Genomic DNA, 16081 nt, shown 5'->3' on the forward strand with positions numbered 1-16081 from the left:
GGACCTTCTCCCTTTGCCGCTTCATCCCCAGGGACCGGGTCATTGGCAGCCGCCACGTGGCGAAGCGTTGAACCCCTGCCGCACCCTAAAGGCGTGTTCAGCGTTTGTCCTCGGCCCGGTGGTTGGCTTTTTTTTGTTGCAAACGCTACTGCGCCGGGTTCATTGGGTCTGCCGGGTGGGTGCAGAGCCTCCGATGAGTGCAGTCATTGTTGAGGCTCTGCTGCCGAACCGGAAGCCCGCCTCAATGCCATAGTCTGCGGCACTCTGCCCATCAGCTGCATAGGCAATGTCATCCGCTCCGTCCCAAGATCATGACGCAATCGCCCGCGCACGCACAAGACTATCTTCCTAACTGTGCCGCGACGTCATGGTCCTTTATGGAGCATAGAGCCTAGTACCGTTAGTATTGATGGTTCGATCCCGCTAGACTGTGATGGCTGTCCCACTTTTGGGCACCGGTCCCTACATCAAAAAACGAAAGCCAGGGGGACCGTTTGACACTGCGCCGCGATACGATATCGTCTGGCAATCGTCTTCAGGCAGAAGACGCGTAACCATGGCAGGCTGTAAATAGCTCGGCTCGTTCATTGTGCTATTCGGTGCGCCTGGCAGCAATGGAGCAGACAATGACTGATCTCACCAATGGCGATGATATTCTTCAGCTCAAGCTTGTTTCAGACGTTTCGATCAATGCTCTGGGGGGCAATGACCGTGTCGAACTTACCGGATTTTTCGACGACGACCCACAGCCTTTTTATGCGAATGTGGCCGTCGACGGCGGTGCGGGGAACGACGTCATTCGCGTAGATGGGTATATTCAGTCCGGCCTATTTCATGGTGGCGATGGCAATGACGGGATCGTGGTCGAATATGGCGACGACAGCACGGCCTATGGCGGCGCAGGAAATGACTCCATTTCCTTCAAGAGCGATTTTGGCAGCGCTTATGGTGGGGATGGCGATGACGTCATCAGCCTGGGCTATTTTGGCAGCGCCGATGGTGGCGACGGCAATGACATATTGTATGGCGGCAGTGCGGACGGCGGTGCTGGCTCAGACATCATCGAAGCCAATGGCGGATCTGGCGGCGCGGGCGACGACATCTGGTATGGCGGCGAAGTGCAGGACGGCGGTGACGGATCGGACTATTTGCGCGGTGGCTATTATGCTTACGGCGGCGCGGGCAATGACATCATGCGGAGCGCCTATAGCGATGGCGGTGCGGGCCGCGATGTATGGTTCGGACTGTATCCCGACCTCAATTTTGCCAATGACGGTGACAAGATCGTACTCGACGGCCAGCGTCTGGTAACGGCGTTTTCCGGTACGCCAGGCGAGTTTATTCTCTCGCCGGAAGGTGCCCATATAGACGAGGACGGAGATGGTATCGCTGACTGGGTATATGAAGCCACGCTGACGCCGGATGATTTTCTTGCACTGGTACTTGATGGCAATCCCACACAGTCCGTTGATGAAGTGGCTTCAGGCACTGCCGCGGCGGAATTCTTCTACGGCGGCGCAGGAAGCGATGTCCTTAACGGCGGCGGCGGTGGCGATTTCGTCTTCGGCGGCATGGGCAACGACATAATGTCAGGCAACTCAGGCGACGATCTTCTGGTCGGCAATGGCAATGACGACCGGTTGTATGGCGGTTCGGGCAACGACGAGCTGGACGGCGGGGACGGCGACGACACGATGTCGGGAAGCACGGGAAATGATTTTGCATATGGGGGGGCGGGTGACGATCTTATCGCCGGCGGCGATGGAATGGATCGTCTCCTGGGGGAGGATGGTAATGACCGTGTCAATGGCGGCGCCGACGACGACAGCCTATCCGGTGGCGCAGGCAATGACATCTTGCGCGGTGATGCGGGGACCGACACGATCACGGGCGATGATGGGAATGACGTGATTTATGGAGGGGCTGGCAAGGACATCATGACTGGCGGCGCCGGTACCGACCGATTTGTCTTCGGCGCGGACGACAGCAAGGCCGGTGGAAGCGTCCGCGACCTCATCACCGATTTTACGGCAGGGGTCGACAAGCTTGATCTTACCGCGCTCGATATAACCGATTATGCGACGCAAATCAGCTTCAAGACCGTTGGGAGCGGCTTGATCGTCTATGCAGACACCGACGGAGATGGCTTTGATTATTCCGATTTCGCCGTACAGCTGACTGGCGTCTCTGCCCTGCAGGCAGGCGATTTTATTTTCGCCTGATCGCCTACGCCGATAACGTGAAATGCGGCTGGCACGACAAGGCACCTCAGCCCCTGAGGCACGTGCCTTGAAACGCCAGCAGCCCGGCCGCAGTACTGGTCGAGATTTCGCACGCATGGCCAGCGGCGAGGCGCAACCCGATGTTTCTGCGGGGCGTTTCGCGTGCAATGCGCAGGCGAGCGGCGGGGGCGTGCAAAGGGTCCGATAGTGCGGCACAGCAGCCTGGGCTGTTGGCTGGGGATAGCGTCGCGCTTTTCGGCTGTCGAAATGCGCAGCGCAGCCTCGCAGGGAGTCCTCGCCCCTTAAAGGCTGTCCTTAGCAGAATGGTCGGGCGGGCAGGGCAGGCGGTAGTCGATAGATGCGCTTATGGGCTTTGCGCTGAAAGGGCATTTCCTATGTCCGGGCTGCCTCAACAGGCGGTAGGCGTACTCTTCGCTGCACTGGCTTGAGGAGGCAGGGCCAGCCTTCGATACGCGGCGCTCGCCCGAGCTTGCTGGACGACGCGCTGCCGTCGCCGCTCGCAATTGCTCATGCGTGCCGCGTGGCAGTGAAGATGTGCACGGACAGGTCCGACCGCGGGGGCAGATCGGGCCTGCACTCTATGTCTCAAGCCGGATTGCGGCTGACATCCTGCGCGTGCCCTTTGGCACCGCATTTTTTGCCTTTGGCTGCGACGCCCGCAGATTGCTTGGACCGTCTGCGGCACGCATCTTGGAACAGCTGCCATCTTGAGCGAGAGAAACGCATCAATGCAGGGTGACATAACATTTATAGTTTGAGAATGACCCGGTCACTTTGAAAATCATTAGCCATATCTGGTTAGCAACTGGATTAAGATCTTTTCGAAATATGTTTCATTTCGGGATTTCTTCTTATTTTTGTCGCAAATCTATTCTGGCGGGAAAATAGATCCTGGGTCCGGCTGAGATCGAGGGGCCTCCGCAAGCTGTTGAAAAACAAGGATCGGTGCAATGCGTATTTTTGGCGGCAAGTTGTAGCTCATATTGCCTGCCCATATTTATACTTAACGTTTTGAATAAAGATGGAATCTAGACTGGACTCATATTGACAGTGGCAGTCTGGTTGCATTAACAGATTCTTAATCAACTGTCCGAATCGGACTAAATCAACGTCGCCGTTTGAACTTGGGTAACGCTCGTCGCGCAGGCGGGCGAAAGCCTCATGGCGCGTAAAAACGGGTGGGGAATGCGCGCTCGTTCTGCGGCAAAGGCTGCGTATGGATTTGTAGGGAGACACTAATGGTAGCCTTTGCGCAAGCGAGCTTGTCCGGCCTTTCGATTTCGAATCCGTCATCCCTTCAGTTCGGGCCCGATGGGCGCCTGTATATCTCGCAGGACAATGGCGTTGTAGTGGCTGTGACGGTTACACAGGACTCGAGTGGCGGCTATGTCGCTACCGCAAAGGAAACCATCAGCCTTGTCAGGTTCATTCCCAATCATAATGATGATGGAACCTACAACCCTACTATCAATACCCGGCAGGTCACCGGTATTCTGGTCGCAGGAACAGCGGACAACCCCATTATCTATGTCAGTTCGAGCGATCCACGAATCGGCGGCGGAACAAATAAGGGCGATACGGGTCTCGACACAAATTCAGGGACCTTGTCCCGACTGACCAAGGATGCCACCGGCGCCTGGACCAAGGTTGACCTTGTGTATGGCCTGCCGCGGAGCGAAGAAAATCATGCTGTGAACGGCATGCAGATCAACGCCAAGAACGGGCATATTCTGCTCACCGTTGGCGGTCAGACCAATGCAGGGGCACCATCGCAAGAGTTCGGCTATCTGTCCGATTATGCCTATGGCGCGTCGATTGTCGACATCGACGTGGCCGCGATCGATGCGCTCCCCAGCAAGACTTATCTGGGGCAGACGTATAAATATGTCTTGCCTACGGTCGACGATCCGACCCGATCTGCACCTGGCGATGTCGTCGCGACAGGGCAGCCGGAAGTGTTTGGCGGCAACAATGGCTTAAATCAGGCCCGCTTGACCCCTGACAGTCCCGTCCAACTGTACGCAACAGGCTTTCGCAATCTTTATGATATCGCCGTCAACGCCAATGGCCAGATATATGGCATCGACAATGGCGGAAATCCCGGCTGGGGTGGTCCTCCGCAGTACATTCAGCCCGACGGATCGCTTGGCGCCACGCCGACGCCTTATCCCACGAACATGGTCAACGACGGGAGCGGGTCGATCAACAAGGCGCCGCTGCACCTGATCGAAGAAGGCTATTATGGCGGGCATCCGACGCCCATTACCGCCAATCCTTCTGGCGCCGGCCTGTACGCGCCGGACGGTAGTCCCTTGGCCTTGCCAAGCGATTGGCCACCGGTACCGGCATCGATGATCAATCCCGTCTCGGGCTATTATCTGCCGCCGGGATCCAATCGTGCGGATCTCTTGCCAGCCGATCTTCATACCCCGCTAAATCTGCGGGGCGACATCGCTGCCTTCTCTGGATCCGTCAACGGCATCGATGATTATCGTGCCACGGCCTTCGACGGGGAAATGCAAGGAGATCTTGTCGCCGCATCGCTCAATGACGATAGCATTTATCGTATCGATCTTGCTGCCGACGGCAAAACCGTGCTGGGCGTCTCGAACCTGACGCCGGGCGGTCTGGTGGGCGGCGGTAATGCGCTCGACGTCCACGCGGCGCCCGAAACGGGACCTTTTGCAGGGACGATCTGGGTCGCCAGCTATGGCGGCGGCATCACCATATTAACGCCAAGCAACGGGGAGACGTCAGGCAATTCGAACGATACCGATAATGATGGATTGAACAATTTTATTGATCCGTTCGCCGTCGATGCGACCAATGGACAATCTGTCGTACTGACGGGGGGCTCGACATTATCGTGGACCTTCAGCCAGAACGAACCGCATCCTGGACCCAGTGGGTTAGGCAATCTTGGATTTACCGGAATAATGACCAACGGGACGCAGTCCTATTTGGATCAGTATGACGCCAACAAGACCATCATGGGCGGCGCTGCTGCAGGGGTGCTTGTTCAGGATATCACTGACGGTACACCACTTGGCAACAATCAGCGGGACGCCTATCAGTTCGGGATCGACATCGGTTCAGATGTCGGCTCGTACACGATATCGACGAAGGTCAATAATCCCTTCGATCTGGCGGTTCCTACCGACAATCAAAGCGTTGGCTTCTATATCGGGACGGGCGACCAATCAAACTATGTCCGATTGGTGGCGGGGTCCGCGACGGTAGAGGGTGTAGCCAATTCCCCCGTCATCGATTTTATATTCGAAAGTGGCGACGAGATTATCAGTCACCAGACGATGCTTGCGCCGATCTTCGGTGGCAGCGAGCATGCCGTTACAGCGTCGGACTCGATCGTTCTCGATTTGACCGTCGATCCTGTCGCCGGGACAGTCACGCCGAGCTGGACGATTACCCGTGGAAGCGGGCCTGGTGTACCCGGCACCATTGTCACCGGACAAGGTACAACGATCGTTGCCACAGACGACATGCTGGCGGCTCTGCGCGGCAACTATGTCGTCAATAGCTTTGCCAATGGGCCGCTGCCCTCGGGGCTTGCCGTTGGTATTATAGGGACCTCCGATGGACCTGGAGATCCTTTCTCCGCGACCTGGAACAACATCACTATCACGAGCACACCCAAGCCGGACGGCGATGTGGGCGCAGCGGAACTCCACTTTACACCCAATGCGGATATTGACGTCAGTACCTATCAACCAAACACGGTTCAGATCAGCAATCTGATCACGTCGAGCAAGGATCTCAAGAAGGTCATCATCAACATCGAAGACGCCATTCTGCCCGACGGTGCGTTCTTCGATCCAAACGCCGCCGGTGGCAATAACGGCAAAGCATTTCAGATCAATAGTGCGGTGGGATCGTTCGCGGCGAACGCTACCTATCAGCTAGGAAGCGCTGCAACGGGATACAAGCAGATTTCCATCGACTTCAATGGGTTTAACCCTGGCGAAACGGTGAACTTCTCGCTCGATATCGATCCAATGTCCATGCTGGGCTATGGCAAGACCGTGCCGGCAGGCGGTGTTTCGGGCGCCGAACTGGCGGGGTCCCGGGTCACCTTTGTGTTCGACGATGGATCGACGACGGAAGCTGAACTTTTTGGTTCCGGCATCGCTCAAGCCGATGCGCGGGGGGTGAGCAATCTTCGCGCAGCCCCCACGCTGAGCTTGCAGGGCCAATCCTCCGGCAATGTCTCCTTTCCCGCAGGCGATCCTTCAGTCATCGTCCATGGGACACCTGGCGCTACGGTGCGCGTGCAAATGATGACGGTAGCCCAGCTTAGCGTACCGTTTGAGGATCCCTATGAGGGTAACGCTGCAACCGATGTTGTGTATGAAACCGTCACCCTGGATGGGGCGGGGGAAGGGGTTATATCCGGTAGCCTCTCAGTCGATCAGGTGCTGGTCATGGCCGTTGCTGAGGTCAATGCCCAAGGCATAGCCATCAGTGCGGTAAGCGAGCCGCTTCGGCTCATCCAGCAAACCGGTCCTTTAGCTTCGATCATAGGCACCGATGCCGGGGAGACGCTCGAGGGGACCCCGGGCGACGATGGCATGGAAGGCAAAGGTGGCGATGACATCCTCATTGGGCTGGATGGCGACGACCTTCTCAATGGCGGTACCGGCGCAGATCAGATGACCGGTGGGCAGGGGGACGATTATTATCTGGTCGACTCTGCTGGCGATCAGGTCATTGAAGCGGCAAACGCTGGCCTCGACACCGTTAGAACGGTTACTGGAACCTATGTGCTGGGCACAAATGTCGAGAATCTGATCTACACCGGAACCGGAAATTTCAACGGGACGGGCAATAGTCTTGCCAATTTGATGATCGGGTCGCGTGGCGCAGACCGCCTCGATGGTCTTGCCGGCGCAGATATGCTGCGGGGAGGGGCAGGCAACGATACCTATGTCGTCGACAATAGTGCTGACTCGGTCATTGAGCTTGCCAATCAGGGGACGGATCGTGTGCTCTCACAAGTCAGCTTCGTCCTGTCCGACTATATCGAAACCCTGCAGTTGACGACCAGCAAGGCGCTTAACGGATCAGGCAATGCAATCGGAAATACGTTGATCGGTAATGCCGGCATCAACATACTGGACGGCCGTGGCGGTAGCGACATTCTGACCGGGGGAGCAGGAAATGATGTGTTCCAGTTCCAACGTGCCGAGGCGTCAGGAGACAAGGTCACGGATTTTGCCGGCGCTGGGGTAGCGGGCGGCGATACGCTCAAGTTCGTAGGGTACGGCGCGGATGCTTCGCTTACACAAGTAGGCACGACCGATAGCTATATCATTCACGCTGGCGCAGCCTTTAACAATGCCGAGGAAACAATTCAGATCGTTGGCGTTACCCACCTGACGGCAGGCGACTATGTGTTTGCCCCGCCGCCTAATTTTGCCCCTACCGATATGTCGCTCTCGAATCACATCATCGCTGAAAATGGTGCCGCCAATGATGTGATTGGCACAATTTCGGTTGCAGATCCCGACGCGGGGGAGACTTTTACCTATACGCTGCTCAATGATGCGCAGGGGCGGTTTGTGCTGTCGGGGGGGGCCTTGCTGGCGACCGGTGCCTTCGACTATGAGGCAGGGAGCAGCTATACCATAGTGATTGCAGTAACGGACTCCGGCGGAAGCGAATTGCAGCGCGCTTTTGCGATCGATATCACCGATCTCAATGATAACGCACCCGTATTTGTTTCGCCCCAGGACTATCTTGTGGATGAGTCGGAGTTGGTGGTCGGAGACATTCTCGCGACGGATGCTGACCAGTCCGGCACAGCCATCACGCTGTCCATCAAGCCCGATAGCGGCGACGGCTCGTATTTTCAGCTTAACGGTGCGAACACGCTGGCGTTTATTGCGCCGCCTGATTTTGAGTCCCCCCATGGCAATGTCTACACTCTGACGATCGTAGCTTTTGATGGGCTTAACGCGTCTGAACAGGCGATCAGTGTAACGGTGAGCGATATCGATGAAAGCTCGCCCAATAGTGCGCCCACATCGCTCACGCTTTCGGCGCAGTCCGTTGCGGAGAATTCGCTCTCGGGTACGATCGTGGGTACGCTCAGCGCCGTCGATCCGGACGATGGAGATAGCCAAACCTATTCCTTGTTGAACGACGCGGGGGGAAGATTTGGCATCGTGGACAATCAGCTTGTCGTCATTGGAGCCTTAGACTTTGAGAATGCCGCTGCGCATACTGTAACGGTAAGAGTGCGCGACAGCGTGGGACATTCGCTTCAAAGAAACTTTGTGATCGATGTCACGGACGTCAAAGCTGCCGATACAATGGGTCTTTCCGCTGCGGACGATCACTTCACCTACAATTCTGCCCTGACCTTCGACCGTATCGACGGAATGAGCGGAATGGATAGCCTTGATGTGGTCGCTCCCTCCGTGTCGATAGGAACCGATGGAGCCGCCTTTACCATCGACCTCAGCAATGACAACCTGGCTGAATTTTCCGCGGTCAATGTAGAATATCTCAATGTGGCGGGATCATCGGTTACGATTACAGCGGATCTGAGCGGTACAGCTCTGGGTCTGGGGGAAGTAACCATTAATGGCACCGCTGAGGCTGACAGTCTCAACGGAGCCCTTGCTGGCGCTGCTCTAAAGCTATCGGGAGGGGCTGGAGCTGACCAGTTGACCGGAGGTTCTGCGGTCGATGTCCTTGACGGCGGCACCGGGGATGACAGCATGACGGGTGGCGCAGGGGATGACCTCTATTTCGTCGACAGCAGTGGCGATACTGTCTTTGAAGGCAGTGCAGGCGGTACCGACACGGTGTCGACGACCCTTGCAAGCTTTACCCTGGCGTCGAACTTGGAAAATCTCATCTACACGGGCACAAAGGCGTTCACGGGAACCGGTAATGCAACGGACAATGTACTGACCGGATCAAGCGGCGCCGACCGATTAGATGGGCTGGGCGGGCTTGACGTCATGCGTGGCGGCCTGGGCAGCGACACATATATTGTCGAGAGCAGCGGCGACGTTGTCGTTGAACTGGCTGATCAGGGGATCGACAGGGTCTTGTCCCAAACGTCATACACGCTCAGTGACAATGTCGAAAACCTTCAGCTTACGACCAGCAAGGCAATCAACGGCACAGGCAATGCGCTGGCCAACGTCATTCAAGGCAATGCCGGAATCAATCTGCTCGATGGCAGAGGGGGCATGGATACCCTCACCGGAGGGGGAGGAAATGATATTTTCGAATTCCAGCGTGGTGAGGCAACAGGCGACAAGGTGACCGACTTTACCGGGGCCGGGGTTGCGGGTGGCGACGTTTTAAAGCTCGTGGGCTATGGCACTGACGCATTCTTCACGAATGTGGGCGGATCCGACTTCTACGAAATCCATGCCGGTGCCGCCTTTGGCGGCGTTGTCGAGACAATCCAGCTGGTCGGTGTGACGACGCTCGGTCTGCAGGATGTTATATTTGCCTGATGAAGCGGTGAGAATAATGCCTGGTCCTAGTAAAGGGCTAGGCTCGGGATTCGCGCCACTTGTGGCTGGATGTGTAGTGCGCGGTCGCAGCTTTTCGCGATTGACGGGAAGAGGCAGCTCAGCACATGTGGAGCCTTGCTGCGCTTGGGAAAATACGCCTCTCAGGTTGCGGCACGTGCTCGTCGGGAGCCAGTTCGGGTAGCGCAGTGTCATCCTTTTGATGGGCCCCCAGTAACGCTCTAAGAAACAATCGCGGATGCAACTGCCTGGAGGCGGTCTTGCATATTGAGATACATAAGAAATCAAAACTAGAGCGCGTGGGAACCCATTTTGTACCGTCTTAAGAGCTAGGATCGGCAAAGGATGTATATGAATGGATAAGAGGGGCCTTGAAGCGCAACGGGGAGGCTTTGCATTGCAAATTACCTTGCCGCATCCCATTGCGGAAGTGGAGTCCCATGCATGGTTGCATGCGATCGAACTGACATGCGTCGCAACCAATCGCGATGGGAGCACAACGGCTCTATGTCGCACTGCAAGCCAGGCTGAACAGCTTAGAGCCAGTCTCAACGCTGCAATCGGACGCAGCTGACAGCAGGCCTTGTTCAAAGCACATCATAAAAATACGCCCAGTCGGGCGGTTCGGGCATGTTTCCTTACGCTGCGAAGCTAGGAAACAGAGGCAAATATGGTAGCTTTCCGATGCGAGTTGAAGACCGACCCCGAGCGTTCGCGCGCCTGCCCGTCAATGCAAAAGCCGAGACGGAATATAGTGCTGACAGGGCCTCTTATCGGTCAGTTCAGTCAAATTCGATTGGACCATACCCGACCCGACTTTGCTAAATCGATTGCCTTAGGGGAAGGGTTTTGTTTCATTGCGCAGTCACATACAGTCCGAGATAGCCTAAGGGGCCGTTACGGGGAAGCGTCACCAAGCGAACAGCCTACAGAATCTATCGATCTACAGCAGATGCTTGAAGGCTTATGCGCGTTTGAGCTTTCGGCAACACCCGTTAGGCAGACCAACATGTCCCTCAAGTCCACACTCTTCGATCTTTTTGCTATCGGTGAGCCGATCCACCGCCGGACGTTGTCACGCTATTCTGACTCCGACTCACTGTCCCGCGCTCTTGGTCAATTGGTGCGAGAAGGGAGATTGGTTCGGACAGGAAGGGGGCAGTTCATGCGTCCAGACAGCCATTATGTTCCGAAGTCTGCAAAGGTCTTAATAGATGTCCTGGAGCAGCGCATTTTGCAAAGCAGCCAAAACGTATTTCTGCGAAAAGACTTCAGGGATTTGGGCAACGACCCTGCGGTGGGTGTGGCCCTTCGCAAACTGGTCCTTTGCGGGAAAATTGTACGCATCGGAAAGGGACTTTACGCCAGAGCGTCAATAGACCCGAAAACGGGCGTTCCTATGCCTCAAGTCGCGCTGGAAAAGCTCGCCGTCGAAGCTTTATGTCGGTTAGGCAAGAACGTTGTTGAGCCAGCGTTGATGCCTAGCGAACCCGGCGCAGCATCAAGGTCGGTTGATCATAACAGAATCATTTTCATCGAGAATATTGTAAGCCTCCGTATCGGATACGGAGGTGTGTTCGTGCCCATCGAGCGATTTACCAAAGCATCAACGAACAACGGACGAGACTAGGATGCACCGCGCTGGACTTCACAGCCGTATGTCGGGCGCGTGTTGCATATGGCATCCGGGCAATCCCGCCGGCGCCCTGCGTCTTCAGCTATGTGGCAAGCCGCAAGTAGTTTGCGTTATATTGTCTATTGCAGAAGGTCGATGGCGCAGCCTACAGGCTGGCGCACCATCCTCACGCAACGGCGTCATGGGGCAAAACATACACAGCTTCGACAAGCGCGTTTGCGGATGGAGGGTGCCTGATCAGCATGTAAGCATGGCTTCACAATCTCGAAGTCATGGCTTTGCAAACACTATTGCCGAAAGAATACGCAATATGATCGTGCCAGGTTTTGCGGACGAAGGCCACGATCATATTGCGATCATGTTCCCAATAACTATGAGATCAAGACAGGAATGTGAGGTGGATTCCCTCTCGTGTCAATTGGAAACTCGCCGGTGAAATAACCAGATACCGAGTGCAACTGTTATGATTTGCCTCGTGAAATGTCCGACGTGGTACAGTTGCCTTTGGCCTAGGTAAGATCAAGCGATCCGGAAACTCTTTGTACAAAATGTACCGCCAAAGCGCAAAAATATGGATATCCACTAACGTATTTACTATATTTCAGGCAGGTATGGAGCCAGTTGGCCACTGGCTATCCCGGTGCGTACGCAAACGGCCTCATTGTCTCACCTGTCCTCAGGGTTCTTTGCCCATCTCAATCCGGTCGTGCCCAATCCGCTTTCCTTGATCATCGCCCGTCGCTGGGCGGAATAGTTCGCTGCCACCATCGGGTAATCTGCAGGAAGCCCAAATTTTCTGCAATATTCTAATGGTGTCATGCCCTGCCTTACGATGTGCGACTTCAACATCTTGTAGGGCTTGCCGTCGATCATGCTGAGAATATGATCCGGCGAGGCGAGGCTGTCCTCTATCGTTACTGCTCCACCACCACTTGCAGGCGGCGGCGTACAGGTCGTCGGTTCATCGGCAATTGCCTGCGCAACAAGGGCAATAACGTGGCCAATCTCGTGCACTGCGACGGGGTGATGCCTGAGATATGTGCAGGTCATTTCCACGGTAGACTTCAGCAGAATTGGTGTGCTGCGGACCATAGGCTACTCCGAAATTTCATTACGACAGTTAATATGTAGAAGGCAGTCATCTTAACCAAGACTTGGCTGCTAGCAAAAGAACGGCGTCAGGCCTCATCTTTTGTAACAGGTGCGGGCGGAAAAGACGCTGCACAAGGCGATAGTCAGTTTAGGACACATTCGATGACAGCATTAGCAGGATGGCGACGTCACGAGACAGTGATAACTGTACGCGCAGCCTCTAGCAGGTGCAGGACAGTTATCGGTTGACGCCTGTGACGCGCAAGCTGTTGGGATAGCATTGCCGTCAGGGCCCGGGCTTCGGCCCCGTTGCGGAGGACTGTCCAGTTTAACCTCGCGCATGCCCCGGCAGGGCACACGCGCGGTTCCCTGAACGATCCGTTGCCCGGTGATTTACGGTGATAAGCTGCGGTTATACCGAATGGCGCCGTGTGGCGTTAGCCACCGGAATACTGCATTTCCTCTCCATGCCTTACAAACCGTCGAGGCCCTTGCTCACAAGAATGTTCACCGAAACACGGCGGTTCTGTGCCTTGCCCTGAGCTGTGTCATTGTCCGCCAGCGGATCTGCTTCCGACATTCCTGTAGGTGTAAGCATACGATAGGGTTTCCAGTGGCAGGCCTGCTGAAGGTAATTGACCACGCGGGCGGCTCGCTTCTCGCTCAGCAGCTGGTTGAGGTCTTCGCTGCCCGTGGAATCGGTATACCCCACGACAAGCAGGAGAGCATTGTCCATGTCTTCGGCTTTTGCCGCGGTAGCACATAGGTCTTCCTTGGCTTTTGAGGCCAACGCCGCTCGGCCTGTTTCGAAGTATATATTCGTCGTACTTTTGACATTATATTTGTCGATATCGGCCATGCGGTCGCGCAACGCATCCGTGGCGGCAGACTGCTCAGCGAAACGCTGGTGCGTTCCAGTGTGTATCATCCGGGCGGTCTTGAGGTCTTTGTTCTGAACTTTGATCTGGCTCGCCACCAGACCTCCAGCCGCTTGCAGTGTCGTGACGATCACGGGCAAGCCATTAAGCAGAGACGTTGCTGTCAACTTGCTATGATCAAGGCCAAAAATACCCTTGCTGGCAATGATCCGGGTCCCGTCGTTGATAGTAACAGCGGTCTTTACGCCGTCGTCTGTTGTTACCTGCACCCTGTCGCCGCTTCTGGCTGAAATAATGCCCTTAAGCTCGGGCCCTTTTGATGTGGCAGCCGGTTCCGGCGGTGTCGTATCGGAGACGGTCACGGAAAGGGGGCCTTCGGATATTTCCTGGTCTTGGGCAAGAGCGCTCGTTGCGGCCAATGTTGGAAGCAAAGCACTAAGCAACAGAACCGTTAGCTTTCGAGAAACGCCATCCATTGTATTTATCCTTATAATTCAACATCTAAAGGCAATTTGCCGTCCGGGCCTACCCCATAAATTAGACCTTCTAGTGTACTTCGGGCGGAAGATTTTATGCTGTAACGCCTACCATCTATACTCACCGCACTTTGACCAGTGTAGGTGAACTGGTTCGCCATTTGCAACGTACCTGTTGTACCAATGCTTTCCTCCAGATGAACGCCCCAGGCCGCTCTCCTGCTGCTGCGCTATGTTGGCCAGCATCTATTGGGTATGTCCATGGAAGGACCGCCCTTATGGCCTGCGCCGACGCTCAAAAGGGCCAGGCGTTTGCGTGCGGAATGATGGTGCCAATGGCCTGATTATCGCGATTGTCGGGTCTTGGCTGGCATGGATGGCATGTACCCTGCAATCACTGAGGCGAGCCGTTGGTGTCGGGAGATCGCATTGGCTGCTCGGCCAATGATCTGCCAGCACCCGGTCTTGCCCAATTGCGCGACCAAGATGGAGACGAAACGAAAGTTATTGGCGACCAACTGTTGACTTGGCTTTGACAAAATGCAGACTGTTTCAACAAGTTAACGAAAGGCCTGATCTTGAGAACACTGTTAGCTGAGGACGAACCTCTTGTTCGATCGATGATTGTCTCCTCGCTAAAGGAATTTGGAATGGACGTGGTTGCGACGAAAACCGGTGACGAGGCTTGGAGCTTGATCCAAGGCGGACATGATTTTGAGCTCCTGATAACCGATGTGCGCATGCCAGGGCAAATCGATGGGATCGAGCTGGCACATCGTTATAAGTCCCGGATGCCCGATGCCAAGATCATTGTGATATCGGGGTACACCGCTGGGCGACATAGTGCCAATGCCAAAGCCTATAATTTCCTGGCTAAGCCATTCACATTGGAGCAACTTGCTTCGCTTATTCATAAGGTTTCCCCGACTACGACTTGGTAGGCCATTAAACGACGGAGTGAACCGAGCCTTGCACGCTTTAATCATTGAAGATCACAAGCTCGTCGCTGCCCTCATCGAAGATTGCCTGAAGGAATTGGGATTCCTTTCATTCGATATTGCCGACGGTCATGCCGATGCGGTGGCAGCAGCGCTTCGAAATATACCTGATCTGATTATCGCTGATGACAAACTTGTGGAAGGTACAGGACTTGGTGCGGTGACGGCAATACGGCAGACGCGGAGCGTTCCAGTCGTATTTGCATCGGCAGAACCCGAGCGCGTACTTGCACTTGAGCCCGAAGCGATCACTATATCTAAACCTTTTTCGATTGATCAGTTCAAGGCTGCAGTGGCAGCTGCCATGCGCTGAAAGCTTCGCTATTCAGGCGCTACAACTTGGATCGTGATCGATCAATTGCGGCCGAATTCCTCAAATCGGCCTAGTTCGCTACGGCCATGCTCGCGCAGCGTTCCCCACTAGGCTCGTTTGCCCATAGAGCTAGCTTTCAAGCAGATGCTGCCCAACGCGCAGTCCGAGCTACTTATGTGTAAATCTTTGCTGTCTCACTATCTTTTGCGATCGCGTAGCGTTCCTTCGAACATGCAGTTATCCAGGAGAGGAAAAAACGAAAGTGCGCGCTGATAGCCTAGCAACGCGTTTCCTAAATGGGTTCGAAATATTTCAGATCGCCCCAGCAACATACGATACGTTCGAAACGACAATCGGTGCTTCGCTTTAAAACGTCATAAAAATGATGACCAAGCAACATTACATCGCTTAGCGCACGCGAATAAGCCCCAAAGTTATGCCTTTCCCCTGACTGCGCCTCGACTGGCTCCTATTGATTGGGCGCTTTCCTTACCTCTCTCATTGTCGTTAAGTTCGATGCGGCGGCGCTCAGCTTTGTCGAGACGCTCGTCCACCGCGCAGCCGACCGCGTTCCATTGTTTGGCTGTGGGCATGTCGTGGTTTCTGACAGCTTCGAGAATATGATCGGCAACAACTTGCCGTGCACGTCTGCCATGAACACTGACAAGGTCGATGGCGGCGTGAATAGCGTTTTGCATATCAGCCACCGTTTACGGGGTGTTCGCCGCTGAGCAATGCCCGCCTATGTCAGCTGGTCGCATGTTTATCTCCATTCGGGCCATACACTAGACGTGGGCCTATATCGACTGCCGCGCGACAATCAGGATGAGAATGCAGCGACAATCAAGGTGAGAATCGACGCTTGCTGGAACGGCGCAGGGCGTAGCCCGTAGCCGTTCCAGCAAGCGTCGAAGCCTCTTTTCATGGGGGTTCT

8 protein-coding genes are annotated in these 16081 nt (G+C 55.3%); 6 read left to right on the forward strand and 2 right to left on the reverse strand.

Going from position 1 to position 16081, the window contains the following annotated elements; genetic code table 11:
* Nucleotides 1–626 precede the first annotated feature (626 nt).
* The 3 genes from LQ220_RS21940 (at nucleotide 627) to LQ220_RS21950 (ending at nucleotide 11384) form a co-directional block, all read left to right on the forward strand.
* Nucleotides 627–2222, forward strand: a complete 1596-nt coding sequence (locus LQ220_RS21940; RefSeq protein WP_230190238.1) for a calcium-binding protein — start codon at nucleotides 627–629, stop codon at nucleotides 2220–2222.
* 1259 nt (nucleotides 2223–3481) lie between these two features.
* The gene (locus tag LQ220_RS21945; protein WP_230190239.1) at nucleotides 3482–9736 is read left to right on the forward strand and encodes a cadherin domain-containing protein; all 6255 of its coding nucleotides are present in this window, start codon (nucleotides 3482–3484) and stop codon (nucleotides 9734–9736) included.
* 1027 nt (nucleotides 9737–10763) lie between these two features.
* A complete protein-coding gene (locus LQ220_RS21950) occupies nucleotides 10764–11384 on the forward strand; it encodes a type IV toxin-antitoxin system AbiEi family antitoxin domain-containing protein (protein ID WP_230190240.1) in 621 nt (206 codons plus the stop codon).
* Nucleotides 11385–12056: 672 nt separating this feature from the next.
* Here LQ220_RS21950 and LQ220_RS21955 read toward each other — a convergent pair.
* Together LQ220_RS21955 and LQ220_RS21960 are read right to left on the reverse strand one after the other, a co-directional pair.
* Entirely contained in the window at nucleotides 12057–12482 is a 426-nt protein-coding gene (locus LQ220_RS21955; protein ID WP_230190241.1) for a MucR family transcriptional regulator, read from the reverse strand.
* Nucleotides 12483–12954: 472 nt separating this feature from the next.
* Nucleotides 12955–13836, reverse strand: a complete 882-nt coding sequence (locus LQ220_RS21960; protein ID WP_230190242.1) for an OmpA family protein — start codon at nucleotides 13834–13836, stop codon at nucleotides 12955–12957.
* A gap of 578 nt (nucleotides 13837–14414) precedes the next feature.
* Here LQ220_RS21960 and LQ220_RS21965 point away from each other — a divergent pair.
* From LQ220_RS21965 to LQ220_RS21975, 3 genes are all read left to right on the forward strand, one after another.
* Nucleotides 14415–14777, forward strand: coding sequence for a response regulator (locus tag LQ220_RS21965; RefSeq protein ID WP_290369079.1), 363 nt, complete (start codon nucleotides 14415–14417; stop codon nucleotides 14775–14777).
* Between the two features lie 28 nt (nucleotides 14778–14805).
* A complete protein-coding gene (locus LQ220_RS21970; RefSeq protein ID WP_230190243.1) occupies nucleotides 14806–15147 on the forward strand; it encodes a response regulator in 342 nt (113 codons plus the stop codon).
* Nucleotides 15148–15623: 476 nt separating this feature from the next.
* A complete protein-coding gene (locus tag LQ220_RS21975) occupies nucleotides 15624–15878 on the forward strand; it encodes a hypothetical protein (protein ID WP_230190244.1) in 255 nt (84 codons plus the stop codon).
* Nucleotides 15879–16081 lie beyond the last annotated feature (203 nt).

It is taken from the genome of Sphingobium sp. CECT 9361 (assembly GCF_918741285.1).
Classification (GTDB): Bacteria; Pseudomonadota; Alphaproteobacteria; order Sphingomonadales; family Sphingomonadaceae; genus Sphingobium.